25 protein-coding genes and 3 pseudogenes are annotated in these 23,429 nt (G+C 57.7%); 16 read left to right on the forward strand and 12 right to left on the reverse strand.

The genetic code is table 11. The features are described 5' to 3' along the window. Positions 1 to 38: 38 nt before the first annotated feature. Both F7R06_RS24405 and ppnP read left to right on the forward strand, forming a co-directional pair. Positions 39 to 581 carry a 3'-5' exonuclease gene (locus F7R06_RS24405; protein ID WP_090318204.1) on the forward strand — a complete coding sequence of 181 codons (543 nt, stop codon included), beginning with the start codon at positions 39 to 41 and terminating at the stop codon, positions 579 to 581. Positions 582 to 650: 69 nt separating this feature from the next. After that, a complete protein-coding gene (gene ppnP / locus F7R06_RS24410; RefSeq protein ID WP_090318201.1) occupies positions 651 to 935 on the forward strand; it encodes a pyrimidine/purine nucleoside phosphorylase in 285 nt (94 codons plus the stop codon). Between the two features lie 65 nt (positions 936 to 1,000). Here the strand turns inward: ppnP and F7R06_RS24415 are convergent, their stop codons facing one another. Together F7R06_RS24415 and F7R06_RS24420 are read right to left on the reverse strand one after the other, a co-directional pair. After that, positions 1,001 to 1,807, reverse strand: a complete 807-nt coding sequence (locus F7R06_RS24415; RefSeq protein WP_090318196.1) for an MOSC domain-containing protein — start codon at positions 1,805 to 1,807, stop codon at positions 1,001 to 1,003. 152 nt (positions 1,808 to 1,959) lie between these two features. Continuing rightward, positions 1,960 to 2,895, reverse strand: a complete 936-nt coding sequence (locus F7R06_RS24420) for a chemotaxis protein CheV (RefSeq protein WP_090318193.1) — start codon at positions 2,893 to 2,895, stop codon at positions 1,960 to 1,962. A gap of 460 nt (positions 2,896 to 3,355) precedes the next feature. Here F7R06_RS24420 and F7R06_RS24425 point away from each other — a divergent pair, with 460 nt between their 5' ends. From F7R06_RS24425 to F7R06_RS24435, 3 genes are all read left to right on the forward strand, one after another. Further along, complete coding sequence (locus tag F7R06_RS24425; protein ID WP_090318189.1) at positions 3,356 to 3,826, forward strand: hypothetical protein; 471 nt, start codon at positions 3,356 to 3,358, stop codon at positions 3,824 to 3,826. 505 nt (positions 3,827 to 4,331) lie between these two features. Then, positions 4,332 to 5,225 carry a sensor histidine kinase gene (locus F7R06_RS24430; protein WP_090318186.1) on the forward strand — a complete coding sequence of 298 codons (894 nt, stop codon included), beginning with the start codon at positions 4,332 to 4,334 and terminating at the stop codon, positions 5,223 to 5,225. Then, positions 5,222 to 5,878: a response regulator gene (locus tag F7R06_RS24435; protein WP_090318183.1), complete on the forward strand. Its 657-nt coding sequence runs from the start codon at positions 5,222 to 5,224 to the stop codon at positions 5,876 to 5,878. Before F7R06_RS24430 ends, F7R06_RS24435 begins: the two co-directional genes overlap by 4 nt. Here the strand turns inward: F7R06_RS24435 and yegS are convergent. Beyond that, complete coding sequence (gene yegS / locus F7R06_RS24440; RefSeq protein ID WP_090318180.1) at positions 5,862 to 6,773, reverse strand: lipid kinase YegS; 912 nt, start codon at positions 6,771 to 6,773, stop codon at positions 5,862 to 5,864. The genes F7R06_RS24435 and yegS overlap by 17 nt on opposite strands. A 227-nt stretch (positions 6,774 to 7,000) precedes the next feature. On the opposite strand from yegS, the gene F7R06_RS24445 reads away from it, so the two are divergent. Continuing rightward, positions 7,001 to 7,309 carry a hypothetical protein gene (locus tag F7R06_RS24445; RefSeq protein WP_090318178.1) on the forward strand — a complete coding sequence of 103 codons (309 nt, stop codon included), beginning with the start codon at positions 7,001 to 7,003 and terminating at the stop codon, positions 7,307 to 7,309. A 61-nt stretch (positions 7,310 to 7,370) separates the two neighbouring features. Here the strand turns inward: F7R06_RS24445 and F7R06_RS24450 are convergent, their stop codons facing one another. After that, on the reverse strand, positions 7,371 to 8,597 hold the full coding sequence (locus F7R06_RS24450) for a molybdopterin molybdotransferase MoeA (RefSeq protein ID WP_090318174.1): 1,227 nt from the start codon (positions 8,595 to 8,597) through the stop codon (positions 7,371 to 7,373). After that, complete coding sequence (gene moaB / locus F7R06_RS24455; RefSeq protein ID WP_090318170.1) at positions 8,581 to 9,120, reverse strand: molybdenum cofactor biosynthesis protein B; 540 nt, start codon at positions 9,118 to 9,120, stop codon at positions 8,581 to 8,583. Before moaB ends, F7R06_RS24450 begins: the two co-directional genes overlap by 17 nt. A 90-nt stretch (positions 9,121 to 9,210) precedes the next feature. On the opposite strand from moaB, the gene mobA reads away from it, so the two are divergent. Together mobA and F7R06_RS24465 are read left to right on the forward strand one after the other, a co-directional pair. Further along, a complete protein-coding gene (gene mobA, locus F7R06_RS24460) occupies positions 9,211 to 9,810 on the forward strand; it encodes a molybdenum cofactor guanylyltransferase MobA (protein ID WP_090318167.1) in 600 nt (199 codons plus the stop codon). A gap of 77 nt (positions 9,811 to 9,887) precedes the next feature. Next, positions 9,888 to 10,109 carry a YgdI/YgdR family lipoprotein gene (locus F7R06_RS24465; protein ID WP_090318164.1) on the forward strand — a complete coding sequence of 74 codons (222 nt, stop codon included), beginning with the start codon at positions 9,888 to 9,890 and terminating at the stop codon, positions 10,107 to 10,109. A gap of 168 nt (positions 10,110 to 10,277) precedes the next feature. On the opposite strand, the gene F7R06_RS24470 is transcribed toward F7R06_RS24465, so the two are convergent. From F7R06_RS24470 to F7R06_RS24485, 4 genes are all read right to left on the reverse strand, one after another. Further along, the gene (locus tag F7R06_RS24470; RefSeq protein WP_090318161.1) at positions 10,278 to 11,168 is read right to left on the reverse strand and encodes a pseudouridine synthase; all 891 of its coding nucleotides are present in this window, start codon (positions 11,166 to 11,168) and stop codon (positions 10,278 to 10,280) included. A 71-nt stretch (positions 11,169 to 11,239) separates the two neighbouring features. After that, positions 11,240 to 11,557, reverse strand: coding sequence for a transcriptional regulator (locus F7R06_RS24475; protein ID WP_090318158.1), 318 nt, complete (start codon positions 11,555 to 11,557; stop codon positions 11,240 to 11,242). A 169-nt stretch (positions 11,558 to 11,726) separates the two neighbouring features. Continuing rightward, positions 11,727 to 11,963: a glutaredoxin family protein gene (locus tag F7R06_RS24480; RefSeq protein ID WP_090318152.1), complete on the reverse strand. Its 237-nt coding sequence runs from the start codon at positions 11,961 to 11,963 to the stop codon at positions 11,727 to 11,729. Between the two features lie 99 nt (positions 11,964 to 12,062). After that, the gene (locus F7R06_RS24485) at positions 12,063 to 13,271 is read right to left on the reverse strand and encodes an ammonium transporter (protein ID WP_090318149.1); all 1,209 of its coding nucleotides are present in this window, start codon (positions 13,269 to 13,271) and stop codon (positions 12,063 to 12,065) included. 329 nt (positions 13,272 to 13,600) lie between these two features. Between F7R06_RS24485 and F7R06_RS24490 the strand changes: the two genes are divergently transcribed. The 6 genes and pseudogenes from F7R06_RS24490 to F7R06_RS31150 all read left to right on the forward strand — a co-directional run. Beyond that, a complete protein-coding gene (locus F7R06_RS24490) occupies positions 13,601 to 13,915 on the forward strand; it encodes an ElaB/YgaM/YqjD family protein (RefSeq protein ID WP_090318146.1) in 315 nt (104 codons plus the stop codon). A 1-nt stretch (position 13,916) separates the two neighbouring features. Beyond that, positions 13,917 to 14,306: a phage holin family protein gene (locus tag F7R06_RS24495; protein ID WP_090318143.1), complete on the forward strand. Its 390-nt coding sequence runs from the start codon at positions 13,917 to 13,919 to the stop codon at positions 14,304 to 14,306. Next, positions 14,303 to 14,647 (forward strand): hypothetical protein, encoded by a 345-nt coding sequence (locus tag F7R06_RS24500; protein ID WP_090318137.1) that lies wholly within the window; start codon positions 14,303 to 14,305, stop codon positions 14,645 to 14,647. Before F7R06_RS24495 ends, F7R06_RS24500 begins: the two co-directional genes overlap by 4 nt. A 126-nt stretch (positions 14,648 to 14,773) precedes the next feature. Then, positions 14,774 to 15,937 carry an EAL domain-containing protein gene (locus F7R06_RS24505; protein WP_090318134.1) on the forward strand — a complete coding sequence of 388 codons (1,164 nt, stop codon included), beginning with the start codon at positions 14,774 to 14,776 and terminating at the stop codon, positions 15,935 to 15,937. 124 nt (positions 15,938 to 16,061) lie between these two features. Continuing rightward, a complete protein-coding gene (locus F7R06_RS24510) occupies positions 16,062 to 17,390 on the forward strand; it encodes a deoxyguanosinetriphosphate triphosphohydrolase (RefSeq protein WP_090318131.1) in 1,329 nt (442 codons plus the stop codon). Between the two features lie 181 nt (positions 17,391 to 17,571). Beyond that, a pseudogene (locus F7R06_RS31150) lies at positions 17,572 to 17,658 on the forward strand (response regulator); the annotation flags it as partial. Positions 17,659 to 18,179: 521 nt separating this feature from the next. Here the strand turns inward: F7R06_RS31150 and F7R06_RS24520 are convergent. Beyond that, positions 18,180 to 18,344, reverse strand: a pseudogene (locus F7R06_RS24520) (IS630 family transposase); the annotation flags it as partial. A 160-nt stretch (positions 18,345 to 18,504) separates the two neighbouring features. Here F7R06_RS24520 and F7R06_RS24525 point away from each other — a divergent pair. Continuing rightward, positions 18,505 to 18,993 (forward strand): annotated as a pseudogene (locus F7R06_RS24525) (Hpt domain-containing protein); the annotation flags it as partial. Between the two features lie 48 nt (positions 18,994 to 19,041). Then, complete coding sequence (locus F7R06_RS24530; RefSeq protein WP_090318125.1) at positions 19,042 to 21,987, forward strand: HD domain-containing phosphohydrolase; 2,946 nt, start codon at positions 19,042 to 19,044, stop codon at positions 21,985 to 21,987. On the opposite strand, the gene F7R06_RS24535 is transcribed toward F7R06_RS24530, so the two are convergent. Together F7R06_RS24535 and F7R06_RS24540 are read right to left on the reverse strand one after the other, a co-directional pair. After that, complete coding sequence (locus F7R06_RS24535) at positions 21,988 to 22,470, reverse strand: GAF domain-containing protein (RefSeq protein ID WP_090318122.1); 483 nt, start codon at positions 22,468 to 22,470, stop codon at positions 21,988 to 21,990. It abuts the gene before it with no gap. Next, positions 22,467 to 23,357 (reverse strand): ATP-binding protein, encoded by an 891-nt coding sequence (locus F7R06_RS24540; RefSeq protein WP_090318120.1) that lies wholly within the window; start codon positions 23,355 to 23,357, stop codon positions 22,467 to 22,469. The genes F7R06_RS24535 and F7R06_RS24540 overlap by 4 nt, the downstream gene beginning before the upstream one ends. Between the last annotated feature and the right edge of the window lie 72 nt (positions 23,358 to 23,429).

Consider the following 23,429-nt stretch of genomic DNA (forward strand, 5'->3'; position numbering starts at 1 on the left):
TCAAGCCCTATCAGGACGCGGATACCAGGAACCCTTCGATGCCTCACTGGCTGGTCATTGATCTGGAAGCCACCACCGATGAGGGTGGCTGGCCCATCACGGAAATGGAAATCATCGAAATCGGTGCCACCCTGGTGGACCGCAAGGGCCGGGAAGTGGATCACTTCCAGCGCTTCGTCAAGCCGACACGACGTCCATTACTGACGCCGTTTTGCCGGGAGCTGACCCACATAACTCAGGCCAACATCGATGCCGCGCAACCTCTGGGCGAGGTCTGGGCATTCTTCGAGCGTTGGCTGGGTCAGCATCACACACACCTTGAAGGCTGGGTCAGTTGGGGCGATTACGATCGCAAACAGCTGCTTCAGGAATGGCAGCGCCTGCAACTCGACAGCGTGTTGGCCAAGGTGCAACACATGAACCTCAAGCAGCGCTTTGCCAAGGCCCGGCGCCTGGAACGCCCGCTGGGGCTCAATGGCGCCCTGCAACTGGCGGGCTTGCAGTTCACCGGCCAGCAACACCGGGCGCTGGAAGATGCGCGCAATACCGCACGGCTCCTGCCACTGGTTCTTCCGCTTTAGAGAGGTGACTAGGCCTTGGGCCTTGTGCATACTGGCCGGCCCTTTTTAGCCCTTTTCGAGGAATCGCCCATGTTTAAAGTCAACGAGTACTTCGACGGCAGCGTCAAGTCGATCGCCTTTGAAGCCGCTGAAGGTCAGGCGACCATCGGTGTGATGGCTCCGGGCAACTACGACTTCGGCACCAGCCAGCGCGAAATCATGCACGTGATCTCCGGCGCATTGACCATTCAGCTGCCGGACAGCACCGAATGGGAAACCTTCAACGCCGGCGACCAGTTCAACGTTCCGGCCAACAGCAAGTTCAAGGTGAAAGTGGCCGTCGAGACCGCTTACCTGTGCGAATACCGCGGCTAACCCCACGGTTGCACAGCGACAAAAAATGCCCGTGCGTAAAAACACGGGCATTTTTCGTTAGGGTTTTACTCGAGGATGGTCACGGGCATGCCGACTTCCAAACGGCCATTGCCGTCATTGACCAGATTCTGGCCGAACATCGCGCCATCGGCTTCGGACCGGTACTTCTGCAGGGTGGCCAAGGGTTCGCGATCGGCGCTGCGCTCCCCGGTTTGCGGATCGATGGTGGTCAAAATGCAGCGTGAGCACGACTTGACCACCCGGAACTCGACATCGCCGATGCGAATGCGCTTCCAGCCATCCTCGGCATACGCCTCGCTCCCTTCGATCACCAGATTCGGCCGAAAACGCAACATTTCAAGGGTACGCCCGACCTTTTGCGACAGGTCTTCCAGCGATGCCTGGCCGATCAGCAGCAGCGGATACCCATCGGCGAACGCCACCTGATCGTCGTCCTTGCCGTAGCCGGCCTCGGTCATGCGCGCGCGCTCCAGTGGCACTTGCACCAAGCGGGTCGGCTTGCCAATGAATTGGCTGACCCACGCACCCGCCTCGTCGCCGGCATCGGGCACACGCAGGGTGTCGCGCCAGATGGTGACGCCACGCAGTTCGGCGTCGCTTGCGGGCAAGGCGATATCGATCGTTGTGTGGCCGGGGGCGCTGAGGGTCAGGCCGCCTTCAGCATTCCACAACGCAGACAATTGGCTCATCTGCGCCACCGCACGTTGGGTCAGGAAGCGCCCGCTGGCCTCATCCACCAGCATCCAGCGTCGATCTCCATCCAGTCCCAGCTTGTCCAGGCTGACCTGCTGCAGCTTCTCACCCTTGGCGGATTTCAACGGATAACGATAAAGCGCGCTCAGACGCAGCATGACCAGCTCCCTGGGAGGCAAAAACGCCACCCTATACGAGCTTGATTGCTGAATCAAAGGCTGATGAAAGGAGTGCGCGCCCCTTGAGCACGCAACGACTCAACCTGCAGGAACCGGCTGGCCGGCGCCTGCAGGGTGTTTTCCGGGCATGGTCAGGCCGGCACGGCGTCGAGCATCAGGCGCTCACGCACCACGTCGACGAGTTTGTCCGGCTGGAACTTGGAAAGGAAGTTGTCGCAGCCGACCTTCTTGACCATCGAGTCGTTGAAACTGCCGGACAGGGAGGTGTGCAGCACCACATACAGTCCACGCAGGCGAGGATCGCTGCGGATTTCGGTGGTCAGGCGATAACCGTCCATTTCCGGCATTTCTGCGTCGGTGAAGACCATCAGCAGCTTGTCGGTCATGTTGACGCCGGTATCGGCCCAGGCCTTGAGCATGTTCAAGGCCTTCAAGCCATCGCTGGCAATGTGCATTTTCACGCCCAACTGACCCAGGGTGTCGCGCAATTGCGCCAGGGCGACGTTCGAATCATCGACCAACAGCACTTCTCGGCCCCGGGCACGTTCCAGCACTGGATCGTTGAGTTTTTCCCGAGACACCTTGGCGCTGTAAGGGACGATTTCCGCCAGGACTTTTTCAACATCGATGATTTCTACCAACTGGTCGTCGACCTTGCTGATGGCGGTCAGGTAATGCTGACGCCCGGCGCTGGTCGGTGGCGGCAGAATGGCTTCCCAGTTCATGTTGACGATCCGGTCCACTCCCCCTACCAGGAACGCCTGTACCGAACGGTTGTATTCGGTGACGATAATCGTACTGTTCGGGCCGGGCACCAGCGGGCGCATGCCGATCGCCTGGGACAGGTCAATCACCGGCAGGGTCTGGCCACGCAGGTTGACCACACCGCAAACGAACGGGTGACGCTGAGGCATCAGGGTCAGCTTCGGCAGTTGCAGGACTTCCTGCACTTTAAAGACGTTGATGGCAAACAATTGCCGTCCGGCCAGCCGAAACATGAGAATTTCCAGCCGATTCTCACCCACCAGTTGCGTACGTTGGTCTACCGTATCGAGAATGCCGGCCATTCAAAGACTCCTGGTCTTGTTCTGATGAATTCACTAGTAGAGGGTTATCGGCTGTTTCTGCCGGAGCTTGACCCTTGCAAAATGCCACGCTCGGGCATTGATGTCACATTAACATCATGCTTTACTGGCGTTGTCATTTCATTTGCTACACTCCGCGACGCGACAACAGCTTGCGCGTTCGGTTCCGTTGCCTAAGGGATTCCCCGAGCAACAATCAGGTACAACCTGATATTCGCGATATCCAATAGCCATTAATGTGACGCCATTCTCATTGCATGAATGGAGTCAGGCTTTTGTGTGCGATCGCAGGTAAGTGGCCAGCCACCCTTTCGACTTCTACTGCCCGCACCCAAGCCGGCCGTAGCGCGATCCCACGACCAAACGGTTACGTCGGGACACTGACCGTCTTCGTCGACACACGCGACATCCCCTCATTAGTCATGACGTTGTGGAGATAAGCATGCCGAACAATCGCAATGAATGGGCAAAGCGGATCCCTGAGTTTCTCGCCGAAGCTGAAACACTTCTGGCCAAAACCGAGGAATGCCTGAGTCATTTGCAACTGATCAGCAATGACAAGGACGCGATCGACTGCATGCTCAGTACCCTTCTCAAGCTGGCCAACAAGGCCGACGCCCTGGCACTGGCCGCTGTTTCGGAATTTTCGCTGCACATTCACGGCTTGCTGAACCATGCGCAGAATCACATGGATCTGCATGACGAGGCCCTGAATGCGCTGAAAGACTGCCTGACGCTGATTGCCTGGCAACTCGAACTCATCGACCAGAAAACCGGCCAGCTCAGCCTTGATGAAAGTGAACAGACCACCCTGATTGAAGCGTTCGCCTTTCAGGTCGGACAAAGTCAGTTCCGGCCACCGGTTAATACCAAACCATTTACCGTCATTACCTATGCGGAACGACAGGCTTAAACTACAGAACATCCCGTATTTCGTGTTTTATTGCCCATGACTGTTCATTAACTTGAGCAAAGACACGTCGCAATTGGCTGATTCATATCTATTAGCGACAACCCCAAAATAAATAACCCATCCTCTCGACAGCCGATAGCCTGTCCTGCCTAGGGTTTTGCCTGACATTAAATGACAAAAACCTACAGACAAACGGCCTCCTTGCGCCACCAAAAAAGCATACTTTTTGCTGTATGCAACGATCGCCCGGCTCCTTGTTTCCTGACTCCCTGGACATATATCGCGGACGCGACCAACGGTATCTTAAGTGGTATTATGCCGCCCAATAGTTGGCGTCAAATAATGGCAACGTGATTGCAAACGGCGGTAGCCCGATCAAGTTCCAGACTGGATTTTCTGTTCAGAACACGCCCTGTTGAAGTCGATGCCTGAAACTACAAAACATAGGCCTGTCAGCCAGCCTGACCGGTCTGCCCGCAGCGAACATCCATTGGCTCCATCCGCTATGTACGCCAGCCTCAAGTCAATCGCCAAGTGGCCACCCTCCAGAGAAAATGCGAGTCGGTTCACTCTTGTTCTGTGCACCTGCTCGACGTTCGGCAGCCTGTTGATCTACAGCCTGTCCTCTCATCTGCCACTGAGTTTGCTGGTGCTCAACATCGCCGCCCTGAGCTGCGTCTGGGCGCAATATTGCCTGTCGCGCAAATCGATCAAATTTCAACCCCAGGAGTTGGCCGACCGTTTGTTGCAAGTTCAGGAAAACGAGCGTCATCGACTGAGCCGGGAACTGCATGACGACATCGGTCAGCTGCTGACGGCGGCAAAACTCCAGGCTGACTGGCTCAAACGCCGTATGCCGGAGGAGCTGCAGGAACAGTGTTCCCTGCTTTGCGACACGCTGGACGAAACCCTCGCCAAGGTTCGCGACGTATCAGCCATCCTCAATCCCCGGCAGTTGACCAGCCTGGGACTGGAAGCCAGCCTGCGTGCGCATTTACTCAAGACGCTGTGCAATACTTCCGTGCACTGGAGCCTCGAATGCCATCAACGCCTGACTGGCATTCCCGAAGAAATGGCGGTGGCGGCCTTTCGGATTACCCAGGAAGCCGTCACCAATATATTGCGCCATGCCGAAGCCAAGAATCTGCTGGTCTGCCTCCAACGCTTGCCGCAAGGCCTGAAACTGCTGATCAGTGACGATGGCCTTGGTTTCGCGCCGGCGACCGATCCTGGTCGAGAAGGACAGCGCGGAATGGCCGGGATGTCAGAACGGATCGCTCAACTGGGCGGCACACTGACGGTGACCAGCCAGCCAGGCAAAGGCACTCAAATCGAAGCACTCTTCCCCTGGGCACCTCGTGCGCTCGAGCGGGCCAGTACGAATAAGGTTATGCATTGACTTGTAACTTACTTCTGGTGGATGACCACTCGCTGATCAGGGCTGGCGTGCGCGCCCTGGTGCTGGACCTTCCTGGCTACGCGGTCATTGGCGAGGCCAATGACGGTGCGCAACTGCTCGCGATGGTTGAGCATTTGTCCCCCGATATCGTGCTGCTGGATATTTCCATGAAGCAGACCGGCGGACTGGAAGCCTTGCAGCAGCTCAAGCGGGTGCGCCCGCAAAGCAAGGTGCTGATCCTGTCGATGCACACCGACCCTGAACTGATCATGCAGGCGCTGGAGTCCGGTGCCCATGGCTATCTGCTCAAGGACACCACGGCCACTGAGCTGGAACATGCGCTGGAAGCATTGCGCAACAACGAACGCTACTTGAGCCCGGCCATTGCCCATACCGTCATCAACCAGGCGCTGACCCGAACCCAGAAAGGCCAGACGGAAGCCGACTCGCACAACCTGACAGCCCGACAGCTGGAAATCCTCCGCCTGATCGTTCGTGGAAAATCCACTCGGGAAATCGCCAACGGCCTGGGTCTGAGCGTCAAGACAGTCGAAACCCATCGCTCGCAGATCATGAAGCGCCTGCAGATCTACGATGTGGCGGGCCTGGTGTTGTTTGCCGTGCGTGAACAAATCATCAGCCTGGACGATTGACGGTCGCGCCCAGCAGCGGCGATTGTTCAGGCAGATGCACCCGTAACGCTGCGGGCCGCGCTGAAAAGCGCAGGCTGTCACCTTCCAGCGGCTCACCATCGAGGTTGATGCATAGACCTTCCGAAGCCTTGATCTCGACCCATGGCAGGCGAGCCCTGACGAACATGTTGTCGATGCCGAAGCCATCGGCCAGCAGATTTTTCAAGGTACCGACCAATTCCTGTGGTGCCGGCAAAATGCTGATATCAAGCAAACCGTCATCGACCAGCGCCTGCGGACATAACACATGGCCTCCGCCCGCCTGCCTGCCGTTACCGATACCCAAGGCCAACAATTCACCACGCCAATGAAAACCCGGCCCGTGCAACTCACCATAAGCCGCGTGCAACTCGCTGAAGCGTGACAGACCGGTAAATAGATAGGCCGCGCCGCCGAGAACTTTTTTCAGGTCCTCGGAAGTGTTGGCGGTGACCTGACTGCCAAAACCGCCCGTGGCCATGTTCAAGAAAATCTGCCCGTCGACCTCACCCAGATCGATGGCGCAGGGTACCGTCTCCAGAAGATCCAGCGCCTGTCCCGGCTCAAGTGGAATACCGGCAGCCCGTGCAAAATCATTGGCGGTTCCCAGAGGCATCAGCACCAGACTGGCCCGGGTCGAATGCGCAGCCATGGCCTCGGCAATATCACGCAAGGTGCCGTCACCACCGCCAGCAATAATCTGCCGAAAACCGGCCTCCAGCGCCTCATCCACCAGCCGTTGCGCATCACCGGCCTCCCAGGTGACCCGAACAGCCAGCTCCCACCCTTGTTCCCGCTTGCTTTCAACGGCCGCCCGAACCTCCTCGTTGAGTGCCTGCTTGCCATGCAAAATCAGCAGTGCCTTGCGTTCGCTCATTGGTTTCACTCCCTGGATTGAATGGCCTGTGAGAGATGTTGACCGCGACACAACCGATAAAAGTCTCGGGAAACAGAATTATTTCCAGTCCTGTGCTGGTGAGCCCTAAAAGGCGGGATTTTTCTTACAAAACGTGAGGAATCGGCTCAATTGACCAAAAAGTGTGATTAGTACACTTTGATGTCCAGTTTTTTCAGTGATCAGCAGGACAAACACAAGGACGTGCCATGCAATGCCATCACCTCAAACCGGTACTTCCGGTTGCACCCCTCGCAGAGAAACGGGCCAACCACCAGGCGGACCTCAAAGACAACAAAAAATCCAATGGAGAAGTTGATATGGAACCTCGCGTCATTGAGCTGGAAACCCGCCTCAAGTACCTGCGAAGGGACATGGAAGAAATGCGTACCGACGTCAAATCCATCAAGCAACGACTTGCCTATTCGGCTGGCGGGACCGCCATCGTTCTTGGACTGCTTGGCTGGATCGCCAATAGCCGTTTCGACCAGCTCGTGACACTGTTTCTGGCTCATTAAACAGTCATCAACGCAAACCCGGTTTATCAACCGGGCTTGCGTGATGAGACGCCTCGCCGGGTCAGCTCAGGACTTCGCTAAACGGTATGAAATACACACTGTCACCGGCGACCAGCGTACGGTCCTCCAGCACCTCAACCAGTCCGTCGGCCCAAGCGGCACTGCGCAGTACACCTGAACTCTGATTTTTGTAGATGATGGCCCGGCCAAGCTCCAGGCGACCACGCAAATACTCACGTCGATTGCCGGCTTTCGGCCAGTCAAATCCTGCCTGTACCTGCACCTTGAGGGGTTCAACCTCTTTAACGCCCTGGCAACGCAGGAGATAGGGTCTGGTCAGCAGGGCGAAGGTCACCAGGGTCGATGCCGGATTACCGGGCAAGCCGATCACCGGCACGCCGCGAAAGTGTCCGAACGTCAGCGGCTTGCCTGGTTTGATGGCCAGCTTCCACAGGGTCAGCTCGCCTTCTTCACGCAGGGCGATGCCTAAAAAGTCCGCCTCCCCCACCGAGACACCACCGGTTGAAAGAATCAGATCGACATCCTTCAGCTCGCCAAGGCGTGCGCGCGTGGTGGCCAGGTCATCCGGCAAAATACCGGCATCGATCACTTCGCAGCCTAACCGCTGCAACCAACTGCAGAGCAGAACACGGTTACTGTTGTAGATCTGCCCTGGCCCCAACGCTTGCCCTGGTTCGATCAATTCGTCTCCGGTGGACAGCACGGCAACGCGAACCTTGCGAATCACCTCAAGCTCGGCGCACCCCAGTGAGGCAGCCAAGCCCTGTTCGATCGGCCCCATTCGCGTGCCCGCTGGCAAAATCAGTTCACCTACGGTGGTTTCCTGGCCTTGCGGACGGATGTTCTGTCCAAGGGACATGCTTTCGGTGAAGCGTACACGCTGATCCGCCTGGACCTCGGCGTTCTCCTGCATCTCGACGCAATCAGCTCCCGCAGGAACAGGCGCACCGGTGAAGATCCGTGCACAGGTGCCCGGTTGCAGCGGTTCTGGAGCCTGCCCGGCAAAAATCTTCTGGCTGACCATCAAGGGCTCGCCGGTCCAGTCGGCCATGCGCAAGGCATAGCCGTCCATGGCGCTGTTGGGCCACGGAGGCAGATCAAGCGTCGACACCAAATCGTCGGCCAGCACACGACCTTGAACCTGCGCCAACGGCAAGCGCTCACGCGCCTGAATCCTGGAGGCGTCAGCCATTTCCAGCAGGCGTGCCAGCGCCACTTCGACCGGCATCAGACTGCCGGTCTTGCCCGGCTTACCCGCGGGATTCACAGGGTGCCGCCTGTTTCAGATGAGTCACGAAATTGCACGGGCGGTGGCGCGAATCCAGTTGCTCAGAAAGAATGCCGTCCCAACCGGTGCGCACCGCATTGGTCGAACCCGGCAGGCAGCAGACCAGGGTGCCGTTGGCCAGACCCGCCAGTGCACGGGACTGAACCGTGGAGGTGCCGATATCCGCTACCGAAATTTGCCGGAACAGCTCACCGAAACCATCGACTTGTTTGTCGAGCAGGCAGCTCACCGCTTCGGGGGTGCTGTCGCGGCCGGTAAAACCGGTGCCGCCAGTGATCAGCACCACCTGCACCACATCGTCGGCAATCCAGTTGGCGACTTGCGCACGGATTTTGTAGAGATCATCTTTAAGCAACACCCGGGACGCCAGGTTATGGCCGGCAGCCGTCAAGCGGTCAACGAAGACCTGGCCGGAGGTATCGGTTTCCAGGGTACGGGTATCACTGACTGTCAGCACCGCAATATTCAGCGGCGCGAAAGGTACATCAGCCTTGGCTTTCATAGGCTCGTCCGGTTGTGGAAGAAACAGCCCGGTGTTATATCACAGCGCCTCATTTTTTCGCCGCCCCGCTCTGTCAGCTGGAGACCCGCCATGACTTCGAATCAGTCGCCACCCTGCTCCATTCTGCTCCTGGCAGGGGGGCGCGGCCAACGCATGGGCGGGCGGGATAAAGGTTTGCTGGACTGGCACGGTGAGCCGCTGATTGCACATCTGCACCGTAAGGTACGGCCACTGAGCGATGACCTGATCATCTCCTGCAACCGGAACCTGGAAAAGTACGCGCCCTATGCGGACCAACTGGTGCATGACGACGAAGGCGACTTCCCCGGGCCGTTGGCCGGCATTCTTGCGGGACTGAAAGCCGCACGCCATACGCATCTGCTGGTCCTGCCCTGTGATGTACCACGCATTGATGCAGCGCTGCTCAACAGCATGCGTGAAACCGCCAATCAATTTCCCGACAGACCCTTGATGTTGCGCCATGACGAACACTGGGAGCCTTTGCTGTGCGTGATTCCCGTGGCGCTTCTTGCTGAATTCGAGAACGCCTGGAAGGATGGCGAGCGCAGCCCGGGTCGCCTCATGCGCCAGCTGGGCGCTACCGCACTGCAGTGTCCCGATAATGATCCGCGACTGGCCAATCTCAACACACCAGAACTGTTAAGCACGCACAACACTGTGCCAGACTGAACCGACCAAGGAACTTGCACGTTCTGCATACGTCTCAAGCTCAGTAACCAAAAGAATTCATTCTCGGAGACACACTCATGACTCAACGGATCCTGGCCTCTTTCATGCTTGCACTGGGCCTTGCCACTCTCGCCGGTTGCGCATCGCCTTCAGTGATCACCTTGAATGACGGTCGCGAAATCCAGGCCGTCGACACGCCACACTTTGACAAGGATTCGGGCTTCTACGAATTCGAACAACTGGATGGCAAACGGACTCGCATCAACAAGGACCAGGTTCGTACCGTTAAAGAGCTGTAATCTGCAGAACGACTACCGGATACACAAAAATGCCCCGATTGATCGGGGCATTTTCGTATCCGAATCAGAATGCCAGGGTTGCGTGATTAGAGTCGTTGAAAGCCACGATCGCGAGGCCTTATCGACTGAATGTAGAGCGACGCTTTAATTCGATACTTTTTCCAAGCATCACCATTGCAGGGTGATGGCGCTCTCGAATTCTCGTTCCTGCCCCGTAACCGGATCGACAAATTTCAGCCCTTGGGCCAACAGTTTCAACGGATTGGCGTAGTCATCCTCGACGTCCTTGAGCACCCGGGGATAAAACGGGTCGTTACAAATGCTCGCACCCAACGCCATCATGTGCACCCGCAGCTGATGCTTCTTGCCCGTCACCGGGTAAAGTCCGTAACGCCAGAGTTCAGCATTCTTTTCCCTGACCTCGACAGCCGTCTCGGTGTTACTGACACCCCGCCCTTCCTGCATGCGAAAAAATGGCTCGCCATCAACGAGTCTGCTCTTGTGAACCAAGGGAAATGAGCGTTCAGGCAATGCCGGGGCAATGGCCTCATAGCGCTTTTCAATCTGCCGTGTCGGGAACAACGACTGATACGCCGAACGACTCTGAGGATTGGCTGAAAACAACACCAGCCCCGCCGTATGCCGGTCAATTCGGTGTAACGGCACCAGATGCGGATTATCCAGACGACGGATCAGCCGTCTCAGCAAGGTCTGCTCCACATATTCCCCCGCCGGTGTCACGGGTAGAAAATGCGGCTTGTCGGCCACCACCAGATGCTCATCCGCGTACAGAATCGACTCAACCACCGGGATGGCTTTTTCGTCCGGCACTTCACGAAAATAGTGAATTCGCAGACCTTCCCTGTAAGGCAGATCAACGGTGATGGGGGCCCCTTGCCCATCGAGCACGCGACCGCGGGCAATTCGGTCCAGCCATTGATCGCGGCCTATGGCGCTGAAGTGTTCGCACAGGCAATCGAGCACGGTCTGCCACCGGCCCGGCGGCAAATACAGCGTGCTGGCCTGGCTATGTGCAGCCGAAAAAGATGAAGTGGACATACGAAAGTTCTGACCCTCAATGCAGACGGGCATTATCCGACAGAGGCGGGAACGAGCCTAGAAGAGATTCCTCACGCGGTGACTTGCAAACGCGCTGCGGCCTCGGTGTACTCCTTTAGCCAGCGCAATACATCGACGGCTTCCCAGCGCGCCGGGTCGTAGAGCGCATACAACAGGCCCTGATAGCCCACAACGTCCAGTTGCCGGTGAAAGCCTGCGCGCTGAAACAAGGCTTCGATTTCTGCGAAGCAGGTGTTGAAATGCAGTTTGTTGAAGGGTGTTTTGCCTTCCGTCACCAGACCATCCAGACGCAGTTCGAGGACAGCCTCGCGTACCACGTCCACCGACATCCGGTTCACGCTGCTTTTCAATTGTTCGACATTGACCATGATGCATCCCTCTCACGCCCGGACTCGTTGCTCAAACCCTGACTCCAGTGGAAACAGGTCGGCAATCCGGATAACTGTATACGCATACAGTATCCGAATCGCATCGGTTAAGCCAAGGGGATCCATCGCAAAGTTCGACAGGCGGGACACGGCCACTCTGAAAAATCGTCTAACGCAAGAACGCCACGACTTCGTCGGCACTGAAGGGCCAACCCAGTTCCGCACCGGTATCGACCCGTCGCAATACCGGTATACGCAGGCTGTAGGCTTCATACCAGGTTTCGTCGTCAGCGATGTCCACCAGTTCAATCAGCAGACCGTTCTCGACAAAAGGCATCAGCATGGCTTCGGCCACTTCACAGAGGTGGCACCCAAGGGTGCCGAACAGCTGACATTCAGGAAGCATGGGCGATCAACCGAAAAAATTAAGTGGTTATTCTAGGCCTGCCCCCAAAAGCCGTCGAGCCGCTGAATCCTCTGTGCCGGAACGAGAATCACGAAAGCCTCAATCCTGGCTGACGGCGCCGATCTTGTGTACCGACAAATCCGCCCCGTAGTACTCCTCTTCCTGGCTCAAACGCAAACCATGAAGTGCCTTGATCAGGCCATAGACCCCGAAGCCGCCCGCCAGAGCCACGACGACACCCAACGCGGTGCCGATCAACTGGCTGACCAGGCTCACCCCACCGAGCCCACCCAATGCACTCTGGCCGAAGATCCCGCAGGCGATTCCGCCCCAGACGCCACACAAGCCATGCAAGGGCCAGACCCCCAGGACATCGTCGATGTGCCATTTGCCTTGGGCGGCGGTAAAAGCCCAGACAAACAGTGCCCCGGCGATGGCACCGGTCACCAGCGCGCCCACGGGGTGCATCAAATCGGAGCCAGCACAGATCGCCACCAGGCCGGCCAACGGACCATTGTGCAGAAAGCCCGGGTCATTGCGCCCGACGATCAATGCCGCCATGGTCCCGCCGACCATGGCCATCAGCGAGTTCACCGCTACCAGCCCGCTGACGCCCTGTAGGGTTTGCGCACTCATCACGTTGAAGCCGAACCAGCCGACAATCAGGATCCATGAGCCCAACGCCAGGAAGGGGATGCTCGACGGCGCGAAGGCCACCAGGCGCCCTTCGCGGTAACGGCCATTGCGCGGCCCCAACAACAGCACCGCCGCCAGCGCCAGCCAACCACCCATGGCATGCACGACCACCGAACCGGCAAAGTCATGGAAACCTGCGCCAAAGCGCTCCAGCAACCAGGCTTGAACGCCAAAGTTGCCGTTCCAGATCATGCCCTCGAAAAAGGGATAAACGAATGCCACGATCAGTGCGGTTGCGCACAACTGCGGAACGAACCGGGCGCGTTCGGCAATCCCCCCGGAAATGATCGCCGGGATCGCCGCGGCAAAGGTCAACAGAAAGAAAAACTTCACCAGGCCGTAGCCGTGATCGACATTGATCACCGCTGCCGGTTGCATGAAAGTGACGCCGTATGAAATCCAATAGCCTATAAAGAAGTAAGCCAGGGTCGAAACGGCGAAGTCGCTAAGGATCTTCGATAACGCGTTGACCTGGTTTTTTTGCCGAACCGTTCCGACTTCCAGAAAGGCGAAACCGGCGTGCATGGCCAGAACCATGACTGCGCCGATCAGAATGAACAACGTGTTGGAGCTATGGACCAGGCTGTCCACAGCGCTTTGCAGATTTTCCATGGATTTGGCAGACCTTAAGGCTGAAAAAAAGCACCAAAGCAGTTCGCGCGGGCAATCCATGCACCAAGTTGTGACCTGTCGAACCCCAACAAGTCACTCCCGATGAACCGCTTTGGCGCATGGGAGTTCGTCAAGGTCAATCTCGACCGGGACAATTGCGCGGGTTTTGATTGTTTGAGTTAAGGTTTTACTGGAATCATGCCCGGCAACAGCGCAATGGCGCTGGCCGGCGCACCACGACACAGCAAAAGTTGTACCAGTCATTTGTACTGAACCTTCCCGCAAGGCTCATACTCGAACGTTTCAGAAGCCACTTATGGAGATCACCAATGGCCAGCATCAAGGCAAAGACTGCTCAAGAAATCCTGATGAGCGATTTTCAGACACTGGTCAGCGACACCGAACGGTTGCTCGAGCACACCGCTTCCCTGGCCGGTGATCAGGCTGACGAGTTGCGCGACCAGATCCACGACAGTCTGCTGCGAGCACGGGAGACCCTGAGGCTGACCGAAGACTCCCTGCGCGATCGCGGCAAGGCAGCCGTCACCGCCACCGAGGACTATGTCCAGGCCAACCCATGGCAATCGGTCGGGATCGCGGCCGGCGTGGGCTTTCTGATTGGTCTGCTGGCGACCCGGCGCTGATATGGCAATCGGTGAATCCGACTCGTCCGAAACAGGACAAAGCTCCTCGCCGCGGCGCCTGGGTGCTGCATTTCTTGGCTTGCTGCATAGTCATGTCGAACTGTTTGGCATCGAACTGCAGGAACAAAAGGCCCGCACCGTAAGCCTGCTGCTGTTTGCAGGCCTGGCGCTGGTGTTCGCCCTGCTGTTATTGGTGGGACTGTCGACGTTGGTGCTCATTCTGTTTTGGGACACCTATCGTCTCGCGGCCATCATTGGGCTCTGCGTCTTTTACGCGCTGGCAGCCGTCTTCTGTGGCTTGCGCCTGAAAGCGGCGATCTTCGATGAATCCTCCCCCTTCCACGGCACTCTGGAAGAACTGGCCAATGATCGGGAGCGCCTGCTGCCATGAGCCTGCCTGAACTGCCTCCAAACAGCTCGCGCACAGAAATGCGCAAGGCACTGATTCGCCTGCGCATGGAAATGCATCGCCAGGAAATCCGCCACGAATCCGCGCAACTGCTGCAACCCCTGCAGCGTGTTCGTGGCATGACACAAAACCTGCAGGACGGCTTCGGCATCAAACACGCACCGCTTTGGGGCGTAGCGGCCGTGACCTTGATCGGTTTCCTGACCGGCAAGGGCGCCAAAAACGGCGGCGGACTGGACAGCCTGACCCGGTTGGTTCGGCTTGGCACTACTTTGGGTCCCCTGATCAAGTTGGTCCTGCAGGGCTCATCGCGTAAACACTGAGCAGTCGCTATCTGGCTGCATTCTTGCAACGCCCGTGGGATGAACCTCTTTATCGAGGGGTTCAACCCTGCATGCCTATCCGGTAGCCAGGTTTAATCCAAAAACAAGATCTACTAAGGAGGCTTTGTGATCGACGGGCAACCGCTCGCCTGCTTTCAGCCGTTCATCGATACCGCTACCGGCCGTATCGCGGGTGTAGAGGCACTGGGTCGACTGCGTCAGGCCGACGGTCAATTGGCTTCGGTTGGCCCCCTGTTCGCCGATCCGCGAACAAATGCCATCGCCCTGCGCCGCCTGGATCGCCAAATACGTGATAACGCCTTGGGTCGTCTGCACGAGGCGCCCTCCGAATGGTTTCTGAGCCTGAACATTTCCCCGCGCTGGATCAGCCGCCTGCGCGCGGACCAGCCGCTGCCAAGCCTGAAACAACTGAACAGGCACGGGATCGATCCGCAACGAATCGTTTTCGAGATCACCGAGCTCGGCGGCGATATCCAGCGCCTGGCGCAAGTGGTGGCGCGTTACCGGCAGGCTGGCGCGCGTATCGCGATCGACGACTTCGGTGCGGGCTACTCTCAACTTGATCGCGTCCTCGCCCTGCGACCGGACATTCTCAAGCTCGACATGCGTCTGTTTCAGGCGGCAGCACTGGGCGGCCCAAGCACCGACGTGGTCAAGGCGCTGGCATTGATGGCCGAGAAAACCGGTTGCTGGATTATCGCCGAAGGAGTGGAAACCGAAGCCCAGCTGAATTTTGCCCTGGAATGCGGTTCCCGCTACGTGCAGGGTTTTCTGTTTGCCAGGGCGCAGGAGGATTTTTTTGACACCGAAGCCTTTGTCGAACGCTTCGCACAACTGCGTCAACGCTATGTTCAGCAGAAGCTCGCCGAACGCGGTCGCCTGATGATCATGCGCCAGCAACTCAACGAACTGATGTCAATCCTGCAAGCCTGGGCGCAAACCCGCGCCCCGCTGAGCGCCTTGCCGCAATTGAATGCTTTCCCCTGGCTTTTACGCTTCTATCAATGTGACCGGCATGGCACACAACTGACACCCAACCTTGAATGGCGCAATAACGGCTGGTTTGCCGACAATCGCTATCTGGGCCATAACTGGTCATGGCGCCCCTACTTCTATCATCTGTTGGCCGAAGGCTGGGAGGAGCGGCGGCTTACCCTTTCCAATACTTACCGTGACGCCACGAGCAACCAGTATTGCCTTACCGCCGGGCAATTCTTCGACAATGGGGAACGCTTGCTGCTCATCGATATCGATGCCGTCGGGCTCTAGTGATCTCCTTTGTTATCTCCGGCACGCCACGCAAACTCATTGAAAACGCCCTCCGGTTCCACTTGCAGGTCCCGATGCGAACCGGGAAGCTTAAGCAAACAGTGACCTGACGGAGAGCCCCGCCTTGGATTGGCACACCCTGCTTACCCGCGAACGCCTTGGAAAACCGCTGCACAGTCCGGAAGAACTCGGCCGCAGCCCTTTTCACAAGGACCATGACCGCATTATTTTTTCGGGAGCGTTTCGCCGCCTCGGGCGCAAGACCCAGGTTCACCCGGTCTCCAGCAACGATCATATCCACACACGGCTGACTCACTCCCTGGAAGTCAGTTGTGTCGGCCGTTCGCTGGGCATGCGTGTCGGCGAAACCATCCGCGGCGCCCTGCCCGACTGGTGTGAACCGAGTGACCTGGGAATGGTGGTGCAATCGGCCTGCCTGGCCCACGACATCGGCAATCCACCGTTCGGGCACTCCGGCGAAGATGCAATTCGCCACTGGTTCCAGCAAGCCGCCGACCGTGGCTGGCTGGACGCAATGAGCGAAGCGCAACGTAACGACTTCCTCAATTTCGAGGGCAACGCCCAGGGCTTTCGGGTACTGACGCAGCTTGAGTACCACCAGTTCGACGGCGGCACGCGGCTGACCTACGCCACCCTGGGCACTTATCTGAAGTACCCGTGGACGGCCAGGCACGCTGACTCGCTGGGATACAAAAAACACAAATTCGGTTGCTATCAAAGCGAACTGCCGCTGCTGGAGCAAATCGCTCATAAACTCGGCTTGCCGCAACTTGAGGAGCAACGCTGGGCGCGACATCCGCTGGTGTATCTGATGGAGGCGGCCGATGACATTTGCTATGCGCTGATCGATCTCGAAGACGGCCTGGAAATGGAGTTGCTGGAATACGCCGAAGTCGAGTCTCTGTTGCTGGACCTGGTGGGCGATGACCTGCCGGAAACCTATCGTCAACTCGGCCCGCAGGATTCGCGTCGGCGCAAACTGGCGATCCTGCGAGGCAAAGCCATCGAACATTTGACCAATGCCGCGGCCCGGGCCTTTGTCGAACAACAGGACGCGCTGCTGGCCGGCACCCTGCACGGCGACCTGGTAGAGCACATGCATGGCCCGGCGAAACGCTGCGTGCTGAACGCCAAGGACATGGCACGCAAGAAAATCTTCCAGGACAAACGCAAGACCCTGCACGAAATCGGCGCCTACACCACGCTGGAAATTCTGCTCAACGCTTTCTGCGGAGCAGCACTGGAGCAGCACAATGGGCGAACACCGTCCTTCAAGAGCCGTCGGGTTCTGGATCTGCTGGGCAATAGTGCACCCGATCCGCAGGGTTCCTTACACACATCGTTCCTGCGCATGATCGACTTCATCGCCGGCATGACCGATAGCTACGCCAGCGACATGGCCCTGGAAATGACCGGCCGCTCCAGTCACTGACAAGACCCGGTTGATCAGCCATTACGCCATCCGTAATGGCCGATTCACCCCGACAATCTCAACAGCGTTCAATGCCCGCTGAATTCCCCTACAGCTAATGTCGAGTGAGCTGATCGTTTTATCCGGCTTTCCCACGAAACAATCACATCCACTTTGTTCGATAAAAATAAGCGTGAATATTATGATCAAAGATAATCTGCGCATCTTGCTGGTGGAGGATCATCCCTTTCAGCTAAGAGCAACTCAATGCCTGCTTGAAAGTTACGGCGTCATCTTTCATTAAAAATGAAACCGAAATCATTAAAAATAAAAATGAAACCTTTCATCCGGGCCACGATTTCCTCACCAACCGAGACGATCAGGTAGAGGCTATCGGCAACTGAAAATATCACCTCGACCATTGTGCTAATAACACCCCTGCTTTCTCGGTGAGGGTAGTTTTCGGTCGGTCACCACGGGCGGAAAACGGCCAGGAGCCGCGGTCAAGATTGATCTCGGCTGGGTTGGTGACGGTGTTATCGTCACGAGCGAAAATAGGGGCCAGTCAGGCGCCGCCCTCCGTGACCTGATGCGACAGCTTGTTGATTTTTCTCAAAGTTAGAGGCTCCAGATATCGTTTAATATCTGAAACGAACCAGAGAGTGGTGGCTGTAATGCTAGAAGTGGGCCCGTGTACGCTGACGTGTCCAAATTGCGGCGCTGATCTTCAGCCTGCCGTGCATCGGTTCACCTCGTTTAAAGATTTACTTAGATTGAAGTGTTTCGAATGCGGACTAGTGTCCTGAGCGGTTAATTCAATAACTTATTTTTTATCGCTCCCAGCTTTGCTTTGTTTACAGAGCTAATGATGGATTCAGCCGTCTTGTTCCACTTGAAGGGCTTAGCCGAAAGGTCATTGTGGGCCTCGATAAATTGACGAATAGCCGCTTTCAGTTCGGCCACGCTGGTGAAGACACCCCGATGTTGGCGCCGACGCCGAATTGACCTACGTGCCGACGCAAGACTGACCCAACTCCAATCGGCAGAAATCCAGCATAGGAAATGGTTCGCGAGAAATCAGACTGGGTCAGTGGCATCTCGGTAACTGGGTCAATTCAGCGTCGACACCAACACCAATGCACAACCGGAAGAGATTCAACGCTGCAAACAAGCGGGGATGGATGACTGCCTGTTCAAACCGCTGACCCTGACCGCCTTGAGCCGTTGGGTTGAAGGCATGGAGCCTGCGGACCACGGCCCGGCCTTCAGTCTGGAAGGGTTTGAACTGATGACAGGAGGCAATCCGATATTGAACCGACGCCTGTTGAGCGAGCTGTTGAACAGCAACCGTCTGGACCGACAAGGTTTGCTGGGGCTGTCGAACTCCTCGGACCCGCAGGCATTTCTCGACATTGCGCACAAAATCAAAGGCGCCGCCCGAATCGTTCAGGCCTCTCGATTGATCGACACCTGTGAGGTGCTCGAAACCGCTTGCCGAGACAATTTCCATCCAGAAAAAATAGCCGAATGCTGCAAAGCCATCGAACGCGCACTACTCGAATTGGACCGGGCATTGCTGCAACAACTTGGACAAAACGACGAAAGCAGAATGACAGAGCCTTAACTATGCTTGGGCGCTGAGCAGTGTGTTAACCCTCATGGAGTGAACTGCATGCCCAGCCCACTGCGCCCGGATCAACGGCGGTTTCCCCTGCATGTCCATATCAGTGTGATGTTCACGCTGCTATTGCTGCTGACCGGAGTGGTGCTGGGTATTTTCAACTATCGGCAAACCACGCAGATCATTCTTTCCAGCAGTGAAAAGCTGTTCAACCGTATCGAGCAGGATGTCCGCCAGGATCTACGGGCTACTTACGAGCCGATTCGTCACCTGTTGAGCCTGCTGGTGGACAACCCGGCGGCACAGGGCGTGAACCTGGAGCAGCGCCTGGTCCTGCTCAAACCCTTCAGTCAGTCGCTCAAGGACAACTCCGATCTGGCATCGCTTTACCTGGGTTATGACACCGGTGACTTCTTCATGGTGCGCCCGCTGCGCACCCCTCAGTTGAAAGCGCTGCTCAAAGCCCCGGAAACAGCGGCCTATCAGGTATGGAGCATCGAACATGACCGCCAGGGCCTGACCCATTCCCAATCGCTGTTTTTCGATCAGACCCTGACCCTCATCAGTCGTCATGACTATCCGGCCGACACCTACGATCCACGAAGCCGTGCCTGGTTTTCCAGCGCCAGCCGCGACAGCGACCAGATCACCACCGAGCCCTACGTCTTTTTCTCTACCCACAACGTCGGCACCACCCTGGCCCGTCGCAGCGGCGAGCATGCCGTGATGGGTGCCGACCTGACCCTGGAAGAACTCAGCGCCACGCTGGCCAAACACGTGGTGACGCCAGCCACCGAAATCGTGCTATTCGATGCCGCGGGCAATGCTGTCGCGTATCCCGACAGCGGCCGACTGATCGTCGATGATCAAACCGCCCGCCTGATCAAGGCCGCCGACCTGAGCCCCAGTCTTGGTGAACTGCTCAATCGCCCGCCGGAAGGCAACCGCCTGAGTGCCAGCGGTCGCCAATGGATCGTGGCCCGCAGCAGCATGCAGGAGGGCGGCCCGCAAGGGCTGCAACTGGCGCTACTGGTCCCCGAAGATGAACTGCTCGCCGATGCCTATCGAATGCGCTGGCAAGGGGCGCTGATTACCCTCGCGACGCTGCTGTTGTGCATTCCACTCGGCTGGCTGACGTCGAGGGTCCTGGTCAAACCCTTGCGTGCGCTGGTAAAGGAGGCGGATGCAATTCGCAGTTTCAATTTCAACTTTCCCGTTACCCGCCGTTCTCCGGTGCTGGAAGTCGACCAACTGAGCGTATCGATGGCGCGCATGAAAGAGACCCTGGCGAGTTTCTTCCAGATCACCGACAGCCTGAGCGCCGAAACCCGTTTCGCCCCCCTGCTGGAACAGGTGCTGTTTGAAACTCTGAAGATCGGCCAGGCCCAGGCCGGCCTGATTTACCTTCGCGAAGGCGATGGTGATTGCATGGAGCCCATGGGGCTGGTCATCAATGACACCTCTGAAACGCCATCATCCTTCGATATCCGCGGGCATGAACTTCAAGATCCACAGAGCCCAGCCTGGCTAAAGCAGCTGTCGAATGCCGACAACGTTGTCACCCATCTTGGCTTCGAGGAGGCTGGGGATTTGCAGAAGGTGTTGCTCGCTCTGAACTGCCCTCGCGTTCATTTGATCGGCATCCGCTTGCACAATCGGCATAACGAAACCGTGGGCTTGCTGGTGTTTCTGTTGGCCGATAGTGGCAACCAGAGCGACCTGGAAAAACTCCGCCCCGACCGCATTGCGTTTCTACAGGCTGTATCCGGTGCCGCTGCGGTGAGTATCGAAAGCCAGCGCCTGCAAGCCCGACAAAAACAGTTGCTGGACGCCTTCATCAAACTGCTGGCCGGCGCGATCGACGCCAAGAGCCCCTATACGGGAGGGCATTGCCAACGCGTCCCGGCCCTGACATTGATGCTCGCCCAAGCGGCTGCGGCCAGTCAGGACCCGGCTTTCAGCGGTTATCGACCCACCGAGGATGAATGGGAAGCGTTGCACATCGCTGCCTGGCTGCACGACTGCGGCAAGGTCACCACCCCTGAGTATGTCGTCGATAAAGCCACGAAGCTGGAAACCCTGAACGACCGCATCCACGAAATCCGCACCCGTTTCGAAGTGCTCAAGCGCGATGCCTGGATCAGCTATTGGCAAGCCCTTGCCGAAGGTGGTGACGAGCAACATCTGGCGCAACTGCGCCATGCCACGCTGGCGGAGCTGGATGATGATTTCGCGTTCATTGCCCGCTGCAATCTCGGCGGCGAGGCCATGGCTGACGCTGACCTGAAACGCCTGCGCAGCATCGGCCAACGCACCTGGACACGAACCCTGGATGACCGATTGGGGGTTTCCTGGGAAGAGAGCCGGCGCCAGGCACGCACGCCAGCACCAACGCTGCCGGTCAGCGAATCGCTGCTGGCAGACAAACCCGAACATCTGTTCGAGCGAATCGAGTCCGAACTGATTTCACCGGACAACCCATGGGGCTTCAAACTCGATGTGCCACGCTACAAATACAACCGTGGCGAGCTGTACAACCTGAGCATTGCCCGAGGCACCCTGACGAACGAAGAGCGCTTCATCATCAATCATCACATGGTGCAGACAATCCTGATGCTCAATCACCTGCCCTTCCCCAGTCACCTGCGCACCGTCCCGGAAATTGCCGGTGGCCATCACGAAAAAATGGATGGCACCGGTTATCCAAAACGCTTGAAGCGCGAAGAGATGAGCCTGCCAGCCAGAATGATGGCGATAGCCGATATTTTCGAGGCGCTAACCGCTGCTGACCGCCCCTACAAGAAAGCCAAGACCTTGAGCGAGGCGCTGGGCATCATGGCCAACATGTGCCGGGACGCCCACATCGATCCCGAGTTGTTCGGGTTGTTCATCAACGCCCACATTTACTTGCAGTACGCCGAGCGCTTCCTCGATCCCCGGCAGATCGATGCGGTGGACCCGTCAGGCCTGCTGATCAAGGCTGGCCTGCGGGCTTGATCAGCAATCGGTCAGGCGCAGGAAAATCGCTGCCAGTTGCTCGATGCCGGCCTGATCCTGTGTGGTGAAACGCGCCAGTTTCGGGCTGTCGAGGTCCAGCACGCCGATCAAGCGTCCGTCCTTGACCAACGGCACCACCAGTTCGCTGTTCGACGCACTGTCGCAGGCGATATGTCCCGGGAATGCATGCACGTCTTCGACCAATTGCGTTTGCAAAGTCGCCGCCGCCGTCCCGCAAACACCGCGTCCGAACGGAATCCGCACGCAAGCGATCTGCCCCTGAAACGGGCCGAGCACCAGCTCTTCATTGCGATTGAGGTAGAAACCGGCCCAGTTCAGATCGTCGAGCTGATTGAACAGGAATGCCGAAAACTGCGCGGCGTTGGCGATGAAGTCCCGTTCGTCCGCCAACAAGGATTCAAGCTGCGCATGCAGCATGCCGTAACCTTCGAGGCCCTGGCCGCTCTGCTGTAAATCGATCATGCCTTGTGCTCCAACAGTTTCAGCCCGACCCAATAGCGGGCAAATTGATACGCGCAACGTCCGTTGCGATTGCCGCGCCCGGTGGCCCAACGCACTGCGAGGATGTCCAACTGCTCATCGCGCTGCCACTTGAGGCCGGCCTTGTCGGCCAACTGGCCGATCCAATGCTCGACCACATTGAGGAAGTGCTCCTGGGTAAACGGGTAAAACGACAGCCAAAGCCCGAAGCGATCCGACAGGGCAATCTTGTCCTCCACCGCCTCGCTCGGATGCAGCTCGCCGTCGACCCGCTTCCAGTTTTCGTTATCGCTTTCCTTTTCCGGCACCAGGTGGCGACGGTTGGAGGTGGCGTAAAGCAAAACGTTATCCGGCGCTTGCTCGAGCGAACCGTCGAGTACGCTCTTGAGCACGCGATAATCGCCTTCGCCCGACTCGAACGACAGGTCATCGCAGAACAACACGAAACGTTGCGGCAGCTTGGCAATCTGTTCAACCACCCGAGGCAGATCCGCCAGATGATCGCGTTCGATTTCGATCAGGCGCAAACCGGTCTTGGCGTGTTCGGCCAGCAGAGCGCGGACCAGCGACGATTTACCGGTGCCGCGCGAACCCCAGAGCAGCGCGTGGTTGGCCGGCATGCCATCGAGGAACTGCCGGGTATTGCGCCCCAGTTGCTCCACCTGCCGATCGACGCCGATCAGGTCGGACAGACGCATGTCGAGACTGACTTCCAGGGGCAACAGAAAGCCGCTGCGCCCCTCACGCTGCCAGCGAGCCGCCAGGCTCTGAGTCCAGTCGATGGCTTGCCGAGGGGCAGGCAACAGCGGCTCGATGCGCGCCAGAACGGCGTCGGCGCGTTCAAGAAAAGCATTCAATCGGGAATCCACGTCTTCTCCTCGAGCACATTCACAGTAATGATGGCGATACAGCGACAATGCAAGGCGGTAGATGAGCATCAG

This window comes from Pseudomonas moorei (assembly GCF_008801475.1).
In the GTDB taxonomy this organism is placed as follows: domain Bacteria; phylum Pseudomonadota; class Gammaproteobacteria; order Pseudomonadales; family Pseudomonadaceae; genus Aquipseudomonas; species Aquipseudomonas moorei.